Genomic DNA, 9,257 nt, shown 5'->3' with positions numbered 1-9,257 from the left:
GGCCGGGATCGCGCGGCTGCGGGCGCGCGGCGAGCGGGTGACCCCGGCGCGCCGCGCCGTGCTGCGCGTGCTCGCCGAGACCAGCGAGCACCTCTGTGTCGAGGACGTCCTCGCCCGCTCCGAGGTGATCGTCCCCGGCCTGCACCGCACCACGATCTACCGCGCCGTGGAGACACTCGGCGATCTCGGCCTGCTCACCCACGTCCACCCGGCGCACGGCCCGGTCGTCTACCACCTCTCCCCCAGCCTGACCGGCGGCGCGCACCTGCATGTGCGCTGCCGGCGCTGTGGCCGGATCGAGGACGTCCCCGGTGATCTGCTCGACGCCGTCGCCGAGCGTCTCGCGGCCACCGTCGGCTTCCGCCTGCAGGCTGACCACGCGGCCCTCACCGGCCTGTGCGGCACCTGCGCGGACGCCCCGCACGCGTAGTCTCTGAGCTGGCATCGGAAACAAGCTGGCATCGGAAACAAGCTGGCACCGGAGACGGGCGCGGCGGTCGCCCGCCGAACGAGGAGGGTGCGGGAATGCCGGCGCAGCACAGCCCGGTGGCGACGGGCCCGGCGAGGACGGGCACGGTCGTCATGGGCATCGAGACGTCCTGTGACGAGACCGGGGTCGGGCTCGTCCGCGACGGCGAACTGCTCGGCGAGGCGCTGTCGACCAGCATGGACCAGCACGCCCGCTACGGCGGCGTGGTGCCGGAGATCGCCGCCCGGGCCCATGTGCAGGCCCTCGTGCCGTGCGTGCGCTCGGCGCTGGCGTCCGCCGGTCTGCGGCCCGCCGACATCGGCGCGATCGCCGTGACCGCCGGCCCCGGCCTGGCCACCGCCCTGCACGTCGGGGTGGCGGCGGCGAAGGCGTACGCCACCGCCCTCGGCGTCCCCCTCTACGGCGTGCACCACCTCGCCGGCCACCTCGCCGCCGACCTCGTCGACGGCGAGGCACTGCCCGACCCGCTGATCGCGCTGATCGTCTCCGGCGGGCACACCTCGCTACTGCGCGTCGGGGATCTCGCCCGTGATCCGATCGTCCACCTCGGCGACACCCTCGACGACGCCGCCGGTGAGTGCTTCGACAAGGTCGCCCGGGTCCTCGGCCTGCCCTACCCCGGCGGCCCGGCGGTGGACCGCGAGGCCGTCGGCCACGACCGCACGGCGCTGGCGTTCCCCCGCCCGCTCACCGGGCGCACGGACGCGGCGTACACGTTCTCGTTCTCGGGGCTGAAGACCGCGGTCGCCCGCTGGGCCGAGTCGCATCCCGACACGACGATCCCGCCCGGCGACGTGATCGCCTCGTTCCAGGAGGCGGTCGTCGACGTGCTGACCGCCAAGGCCATCCGAGCGTGCCGCGACCACGGCATCGACGACCTGCTCGTCGTCGGCGGCGTCGCGGCGAACAGCCGGCTGCGCGAGCTCGCCGCGCAGCGCTGCGCCGACGCCGGCATCCGGCTGCGCATCCCGGCCCGGCGCCGCTGCACCGACAACGGCGTGATGATCGCCTCCCTCGGTGATCTGCTGGTGCGCTCCGGCGCGGCGCCGTCCGCGCCGGACCTCGCCGCGATGCCCGGCGCCTTCCTCGACCGCGCCCAGCTCGGCGTTCCCGAGCCGGCCCTGCACGCGGCCTGACCCCGCCGGGACCACCACGACGCCAGGGAGAGCGAGCCCCGATGCACCTCGGTCACGACCTCAACGATGCCCAGCACCTCGCCGGCGGTGGCGGGACAGGCGGCGGGCCGGCGGCTCCCCTCGGGCGGGCGCCGCGGATCGGCATCGGCGGCCCGGTCGGCAGCGGCAAGACGGCGCTGGTCGCGGCGCTGTGCCGGGCGCTGTCGTCGAGCCTGCGCCTCGGCGTCGTGACCAACGACATCTACACCACCGAGGACGCCGACTTCCTGCGCCGCGCGGGCGTGCTCGACCCGGGCCGCATCCGCGCGGTGGAGACGGGCTGCTGCCCACACACGGCGATCCGCGACGACATCACCGCCAACCTCGACACCGTCGAGGACCTCGAAGCCGAGACCGGCCCGCTGGACCTCGTGCTCGTCGAATCCGGCGGCGACAACCTCACGGCGACGTTCAGCTACGGCCTGATCGACCGGCAGATCTTCGTCGTCGACGTCGCCGGCGGTGACAAGGTCCCCCGCAAGGGCGGCCCCGGCGTGACCAGCAGCGACCTGCTCGTCATCAACAAGACCGACCTGGCCCCCCTCGTCGGCGCCGACCTCGCCGTGATGGCCCGCGACGCCGCCACCGCCCGCGGCGAACGCCCCGTCCTGTTCACCTCGCTGGCCAACGACCCCACCGCCATCGACGTCACCGCCTGGGTCCGCGCCCAGCTCACCGTCCTGATGGCTCCCGTCTCCCGCTAACGGACCACCACCTTCCGAGATACCCAGGCACCTGCCGGGTCCGGCCGGACTACTCCTCGGACAACAGCCGGCTGAGGGTCGCGACGATGCGTGCCGTATCCACATTGGGCGGCAGGTCAAGCTCGATGTCCGTGCCTGGGCCTTTGACCAGTAGTCGGATGGGCTGGCCGGCCGCGGGCTGCCGTCCCACCCAGCGGCGCAGTGCCCGTGCCAGGATGGGAAGTTGGCCGGCCAGCCCCGCCACCGTGATGAAGCTGGCGAAGAGATTCAGGCCTTCCACCGCAATCATCAGCTCGGTGGTTCCTCGAGTTCCGCTCTCGCCCAGCGCCAGCTCGGCGATCACGTCCTCAGGCAGACAGAGCTCCACAAGTTCATTCTTCATGGAACCTACTCCAGTCTTCGCGGGTAACGGTGTGCGCGGCGCGATCCTCTACCGCAGAAAGGCTGCTATGCGCTCACGCAGATCCAGATTCAAGGGCAGCAGATCAATGGAGGCCGGCTCCTCGGTGATGTAGCCCTGTACGTAGCGAATGCCCAGGTTGTAGATGTCGCTCAGTCGCACCGGCGACTCGGCATCGAAACCTTCGACCACCACGACGCGGGGCTGCGCCGTATGGCCGCGGTCCATCGCCGTTCTCGCGAGCTGCACGACGAGTTCGAGCTCCTTGAGCGCGAGCGCGTGATGGAGAATGGAGCGGTCGACCTTTATCTGGGTGAGCGACAGTGTGGAGATACGGTCGAGCGAGGAGTGTCCCACGCCGAAGTCGTCGACGGCGAAATTGACGTGCAGATTTCGGGAGAGGGTGGCGAGTCGGGCCTGGAAGTAGGCGGAGGGGTTCGGCTTCCACCGGTCCCACTCATCCGAGCGGGGTTCGATCGGATCCCGCTCGGAGATTTCGAGCGTGACGGCGTACTGGGCCAGGCCCGCCTCGCGGATCGCATCGGCCAGCCCATGGGCGTACGCCGCGCTGAGCAGCGCCCGCACCGAGACGTTGATGGACACGGGCTTCGGGGCGTCGTTACCCCACGGACCTCGGCTGTGGGCCAGGGCATAGGAGTGGATCGCCTTCGTCGCCAGGCTCTTGTCCCGCTCGATCAGGAATTCGTCTCCCCAGACGTCGGGAATGGACAGCACATCCAGCGGGGCTCGACGTGCCTTGCTGTCTGTGCGCGCGAGCGCCTCCCAGCTCTGAATCCCCACCGTGTTCGCACGATCACTAAGGATCATGACCGGCTCAAACACCATTACCAGAGACTCGAGCAGCCTGCTGTACGCACTAAGGCCTTGCCGGTACAATCGCAGCGGTAGCCGGCCGAACTCCGCGCGCAGTGCGGTCAGCACGTCCACTTCGGCTTTCAGCAGATCACGCGGCGACCACCTGGTAAGCATGGTGCTGGCAATGACCACCAGCGGTTCACCGATGTCGAGAAAGGCGGGAGCCGGGTCAACGACAACAAGCGCCGACATCGCCTCGGTATCGGTCGACGTCAGAGGGACCACAAGCAGCCTGGGCCCGGAGGCGGGCGTGATCACGTGCCCCAGGACAGAACGGTCCTGTCGGACCACCGAGGCGACGACCGGAAATGCCTCCGAGAGCGTCTCCTGACTCAGGTCTCCCGCCGAACCGACAATCACCGATTCAGCTCCAGAGAGTTTGAGTTCGAGCACGGCTGACGCGTCGAAGGCATGCCGTAGAACGCCCAGGGCTGCATGCCGATCGCTACCGTCTGGTCGTGTCGGACCACCGGCGGAGCGAAAGGCACGCTCCAAGAGTTTCTCTATGAGCCCAAGCTCGGACTCCATCGGGTTCCGGCAGGCCGTGATGCTGGTGGCAGCGACGGGGCGTGGCTCCGGCCGCGTGTTTCCGGTGGCCTCACCAGTCCCGAAAGCCGGCCGGGTGAGAACAGTCGCCGGCCCCCATCCCTGGACGACACATCCTGGTTCAGGCTCTATGTCCTGCGCCCGGACGTACTCGACCAGACTGCCGAACGTCACACCTCCCCGAGCGTCGGCGGCCTTTCCCTGCAGCGCCCGCAGCACGTGATGGGTGACCACTCCGCCACGGAGATCATCGTTCTCGCGGGCGACCTGGTTGGCGGCGCAGGCGAAAAGAGCGGAGTGTCGAGCGGGACGGTGCCCCTCATGCGCCTCCTCGATGGCCTGCGGAAGTTCCTGCCTGAGGCGAACCGGGTCGGCCCCGCCCGTCGTCAGATAGGCGCCGGCGTGGCAGCAGTCGAGGATGAGGAAGGAGGAGCCGGCTGCCACATGAAAGACGTCTCGCCAGAGGAAGCTCATGCGGACGCCCCCGTCGGGGTCCTCCCGCAACGAGTTCAGATCGAGGTCGCTCGTGACAAGGTACGGATCACTCTGGTGCTGCCAGCGCGACATCACGGCGTGGCCGGCGAAATAAACGAAGAGTATGTCCGAAGGCGTCATGTCCAGCGCCGCCGAGCGAAGGGATTCCTTCATTTTTCGCGTCGTGGCCGCCGGGCCAAGGAGAAGATGAACGTCGGCGGCGTCGAACGTGCCAGATTTTTCATCCGTAAGAGCGTCGTATATCGCCTGCGAATCAGTCTCGGCGTGGCGTAGGAGCGGAAGCCTGGCGCCGCTGCCGCAGGCGTTCGTACCTACGATCACCGCGTATCGCCGCCCGTCCAACAGATGCCCCCATCGCCGCCTCGCACAGTGCAGGGGAGACTATCGCATCGGGATGCGCGCATCCGGGCCGATCTGCCGGATCGAGCCCGACCGCTGCGGCCCTGTGCGTCATTTTCCGGATACCTCGGGTCGCAATCCGTGACATAGAGCGACCGGTCGACCTTACCGGACCGCCAGCGACGAATAGCCACTGTTCCCGAACACATCCCTAGAAAAGGTGAAAGTCCTGGTAGGTCGGGTGCCGGGACCGCCAACGGGCGGTCCGTCGCATCGATGCCGCGGAGATTCGGACCAGCGACCGACCAAAACCGGCAACATTCTGTAATTCTGATGGCAAATTTTTCTGTCCCGGTGGACCGGTCCACATCCATCCGGCCAGACAGGCTGGCGGCCGACCTCCCCGCCCGGCCGCTCGGACATCGCCCCGGTGCCAGGCGAGCCTCAGATCCTCAGGTACCGCCGGATCAGTGACATCTCGGCCGGTGGCAATGGCATCGGCGAAGCCCGGTGCTGCGTCGGCGTCCAGGTCGGCGAAGGAGGTCGGCGACGGGGGGACCACCGCTGCCGGCGCGGTGCCGGGCCCACGATGTGCGGCCAACCCGCGAACGGTCTCGGGAAATTGAGTGGCGGGCGGGTCCGGACCCGCGTGATGATTCCGCCGGCCGTGTCCGCGGTCGCGTGCGTAGTGTCCCGGGAGGTTCGATGACGACCAGCGTTGCCGGGACGGCGTCGGCCGAGGCAGGCCCTGAGGTCCGGGCGACGGGCGGGGTTCTGCTCGGCGCGGTGGAGTCCGACGTGGCGGTCTTCCGTGGCATCCCCTATTCCGAGCCGCCGGTCGGTGGGCTCCGTTTCGCGGCGCCGCGGCCGGCCGCGGGCTGGGACGGTGTCCGGTCGGCCCTGGCCTTCGGCCCGCCGGTGCCGCAGACCGGCATGCTCGGTCGAGGTCCGACCGCGGCGGACAGGGCGGACGACGGCTGGCTGACGGTCAACGTGTGGACGCCGGCGACCGACCCGGCGGCGAGGCTGCCGGTGATGGTCTGGATCTACGGCGGCGGTTACACGGTCGGAATGTCGAGCTGGTCCGAGTACGACGGCGGCCGGCTCGCCCGCGACGGCGGTGTGGTCGTGGTGACCTTCAACTACCGCCTCGGGATGGAGGGCTTCGCCCAGATCGACGGTGCGCCGTCCAACCGCGGGCTACTCGACCAGGTCGCCGCGTTGGAGTGGGTGCGGGAGAACATCGGCGCCTTTGGCGGTGACCCGGCGGAGGTCACGATCTTCGGGGAGTCCGCCGGCGCCGGATCGGTCGCCGCGCTGCTGGCGATGCCCCGCGCAGGCGGGCTGTTCCGCCGGGCCATCGCCCAGAGCGTGCCGGGCACCTTCTTCTCACCGTCGCTCGCCGCCGAGCTGGCCGCCGCCTGCGCGGACGAGCTTGGCCTGCGGCCCACCGCCGCGGACCTGGCCGCGGTCGATCCGGCGCTGCTGGCGCTCACCGGGGACGCCGTCACCGAGAGCATGCCTGCCCGCGCGGACCGCTGGGGCCAGGCCGGGTCGCGCTCGGTCCTGTTCTCACCGGTCGTGGACGGCGACATCCTGCCCGTCACCCCCTGGCAGGCGCTCGCGGCCGGCGCCGCCCGCGATATCGATCTGCTGGTCGGTCACACCCGTGACGAGCATCGGCTGTTCATGCTCCTCACGGGTCTGCTCGGCCAGGTCACGCCCGAGCAGGCGGAGTCCGCCCTGCGGGACTTCGCGCCGGGCGGCGACGGCGCCCGGCGCTACCGGGACGCCTACCCCGACGCGGGTCCCGACGAGCTCCACGAACTGGTGCACGCGGACTGGCTGTTCCGGATGCCGTCCCTGCACCTCGCGCAGGCGCAGGTCGCGGCCGGCGGGCGAGCGCACCTCTACGAGCTGACCTGGACGGCGCCGGGGATGGGCGGCGCGCTCGGCGCCTGCCACGGCCTCGACGTGCCGCTGGTGTTCGGCAACCTCACCGACGGCCAGCCCGCGATGCTCATCGGGGAGAGTCCGTCGCCCGAGGCGACGGGGCTGTCGGCGCGGATGCGCACCGCCTGGACGGCCTTCGCCACCCACGGCGACCCGGGCTGGCCGCCCTATGACCCCGACCAGCGCCGCACCCAGATCTTCGACGTCGACCCGATCGTCACGACCTACCCGGAGGACCGCTCCCGCCGGATCTGGCAGGACCACGTGTTCACGGCGCTGTCCCTGCACGACGATCGGCCCTGAGCCAGTCCGACGGGATCCGTTCGAGGATGCCGCCGGCGAAGGTGTCGTGCAGGCCGAGTGGTTCGAGGTGGACGTAGCCGATGTGGCAGTCGCAGCGCTCCAGTGGGCAGCCTCGGGGTCTCAGCGCGGCGCGAAACGAGTCGTCGTAGAGGTTGCCGAGGACCGTCGGGACGAAATGGCAGCGACGGACGGTGCCGTCACCGTCGACGGACACGACGGTGACGCCGGTGCGGCAGGGCAGTCCACGGCTGGGGTGCGGGGTGCGGCTGTGGTCGAACAGCGGGTCGATCGCGGTCCAGGCGGCGGCCTCCGCATCGGTGTAGGTGTGGCCCTCGGCGGCGTTGACCCACAGGTAGATGTCGGCGGGCAGGTCCGCGCGCAGGCGGATCGCGGCGGACAGATGCTCGGGCTGGCCGACGACACCGGCGCTGAAGCGCACCCCGCGGTCGACCAGCTCGCGGCAGCGGCCGAGGAAGCGCTCGTGGGCAACCTGGCCGGGATGGTAGGTCGTCCACAGCGCGAGGCGATCCAGGTCCGCGTCGGACGTCCAGCCGAGGCGGTGGCTGAGGTTGGTCTGGATCGCGGCGCGCCCGACGTGCGGCAGGTGGCTGAGTTCGACCAGCGCCCGCCGGTACCAGGAGCGGACCAGCGCCTCCCCCCACGGGGTGAACAGCACCGACACGCCGTGACGTTGCACGCGGACCCAGTCGACGAAGCGTTCCAGGGCCGCCCGGTCCGCCCGCAGCTGCTCGGGGGTGTCGCGCCGCTTCGCGAACGGGCAGTACGCGCAGTCGTAGTCGCAGCTGGCCAGCGGCCCGCGGTAGAGGATCGTCAGGTGCCGCGGAAGGTCCTCGTCGGCGGAGGCGAAGATCATCAGCGGGCGGTGTGGTTGGTCATGAGCGCGCGCACCCCTGGGGAGATGAGGGACGGGCCGATGGCGTCGGAGTGGGCCAGGCCCTCCGGGGACAGCCGGATCGTGTGCGGTGACTCCTGCGCCAGCCAGCCGCGTTCGGCCAGGCCGGTGAGGTCGAAGTCGGCGGCGGCGTCGGTGTGGAAGCGGTCGTGGTAGGCGGCCCGGTCCAGGCCACCTGCCTGCAGCAGGGACTGGATGAGGTGGCGGCGGCGGCGCTCGTCGGCGTCGAGGGTGATGCCGATCCGGGCGTGGTCGAAGTCGGTTTCGCGGACGTAGTCGTCGATGATCGTGCGGACGTGGCGGGCGCCGACCGCGTAGTCGAACGAGTAGTGCAGGTCGGAGGTGTAGGAACGGGCGCCGCAGCCCAGGCCGATCATGGGGTCGGTCTGACAGCAGTACCTCGTCCCGCCGCCGTCGTCGCCGCCGCCGGTCGGGCGGCGGAACATCCGCATGGAGACCTGTTCGTACCCGTGGGAGAGCAGGTGGTCGCGGCCGAGGCGGTAGAGGCGCAGGCGCTGGTCGTCCCAGTCGAGGTCGCGGCCGGCGAGGCCGGTGAGCGGGCGGACGTACAGCGGATAGAGGTAGAGCTCCTCGGGTCGCCAGGCGAGCGCGGCCGTCAGGGAGGCGAGCCAGGTGTCGGCGTTCTGGCCGCCGATGCCGTAGATGAGGTCGATGTTCAGGGTGGGGAAACCGGCGGTGCGGATGCGGTCGAGGGCCGACTCGACGTCGGCGCGTTTCTGCGGGCGACCGGCCGCGCGGGCCTCGGCGTCGAGGAAGCTCTGCACGCCTATCGAGACGCGGGTCGCGCCGTGGTCGCGCAGGACGGCGAGGCGGTCGGTGGTCGCGGTCGCGGGCGAGGTCTCCACGCTGAGCGGGACGGTGCCCGGCGCGGCGAAGCGGGCGAGGATGGCGCCGAGGCGCTCCAGCTCGTGCTGTTGCGGGGCGGGGTGGGGACGGTCTGGGGAGGGCTCGAGGCGGGCCTGGAACCAGGCCCGCTCGTCGGGCTCCTGGATGTGCATGTACTCGATGCCGACCCGGCGGCAGTACGAGTCGCGCAGGACAC

8 protein-coding genes are annotated in these 9,257 nt (G+C 70.7%); 4 read left to right on the top strand and 4 right to left on the bottom strand.

Annotated elements, in window-relative coordinates; all coding sequences use genetic code 11:
* The 3 genes from MXD58_RS13045 to ureG form a co-directional block, all read left to right on the top strand.
* On the top strand, positions 1-430 hold a 430-nt coding region (locus MXD58_RS13045), incomplete at its 5' end, for a Fur family transcriptional regulator (RefSeq protein ID WP_250609356.1).
* Between the two features lie 95 nt (positions 431-525).
* Complete coding sequence (tsaD, locus tag MXD58_RS13040; RefSeq protein WP_248839324.1) at positions 526-1,626, top strand: tRNA (adenosine(37)-N6)-threonylcarbamoyltransferase complex transferase subunit TsaD; 1,101 nt, start codon at positions 526-528, stop codon at positions 1,624-1,626.
* Between the two features lie 41 nt (positions 1,627-1,667).
* Entirely contained in the window at positions 1,668-2,369 is a 702-nt protein-coding gene (ureG, locus tag MXD58_RS13035) for an urease accessory protein UreG (RefSeq protein ID WP_248839323.1), read from the top strand.
* A gap of 49 nt (positions 2,370-2,418) precedes the next feature.
* On the opposite strand, the gene MXD58_RS13030 is transcribed toward ureG, so the two are convergent.
* Positions 2,419-2,712 carry a hypothetical protein gene (locus MXD58_RS13030; protein WP_250609355.1) on the bottom strand — a complete coding sequence of 98 codons (294 nt, stop codon included), beginning with the start codon at positions 2,710-2,712 and terminating at the stop codon, positions 2,419-2,421.
* A gap of 87 nt (positions 2,713-2,799) precedes the next feature.
* Complete coding sequence (locus MXD58_RS13025; RefSeq protein ID WP_248839321.1) at positions 2,800-5,007, bottom strand: EAL domain-containing protein; 2,208 nt, start codon at positions 5,005-5,007, stop codon at positions 2,800-2,802.
* A gap of 723 nt (positions 5,008-5,730) precedes the next feature.
* Here MXD58_RS13025 and MXD58_RS13020 point away from each other — a divergent pair.
* Positions 5,731-7,281, top strand: coding sequence for a carboxylesterase/lipase family protein (locus MXD58_RS13020; RefSeq protein WP_248839320.1), 1,551 nt, complete (start codon positions 5,731-5,733; stop codon positions 7,279-7,281).
* On the opposite strand, the gene MXD58_RS13015 is transcribed toward MXD58_RS13020, so the two are convergent.
* Both MXD58_RS13015 and MXD58_RS13010 read right to left on the bottom strand, forming a co-directional pair.
* The gene (locus MXD58_RS13015) at positions 7,247-8,155 is read right to left on the bottom strand and encodes an STM4011 family radical SAM protein (protein ID WP_248839319.1); all 909 of its coding nucleotides are present in this window, start codon (positions 8,153-8,155) and stop codon (positions 7,247-7,249) included. The genes MXD58_RS13020 and MXD58_RS13015 overlap by 35 nt on opposite strands.
* The coding region (locus MXD58_RS13010) for an STM4012 family radical SAM protein (RefSeq protein ID WP_250609354.1) at positions 8,155-9,257 on the bottom strand (1,103 nt) is incomplete at its 5' end. The genes MXD58_RS13015 and MXD58_RS13010, both read right to left, overlap by 1 nt.

This window comes from Frankia sp. AgKG'84/4 (genome assembly GCF_023242965.2).
Taxonomy (GTDB): domain Bacteria; phylum Actinomycetota; class Actinomycetes; order Frankiales; family Frankiaceae; genus Frankia.
Note: the sequence above shows the minus strand (reverse complement) of the source record. Positions and strands in the feature narration are given on the sequence as shown.

Excerpts from the sequence above, each read along its gene's own strand:
- ureG (WP_248839323.1), top strand. The coding sequence starts at position 1,668 with ATGCACCTCGGTCACGACCTCAACGATGCCCAGCACCTCGCCGGCGGT.
- MXD58_RS13015 (WP_248839319.1), bottom strand. The coding sequence starts at position 8,155 with ATGATCTTCGCCTCCGCCGACGAGGACCTTCCGCGGCACCTGACGATC.
- MXD58_RS13020 (WP_248839320.1), top strand. The coding sequence starts at position 5,731 with ATGACGACCAGCGTTGCCGGGACGGCGTCGGCCGAGGCAGGCCCTGAG.
- tsaD (WP_248839324.1), top strand. The coding sequence starts at position 526 with ATGCCGGCGCAGCACAGCCCGGTGGCGACGGGCCCGGCGAGGACGGGC.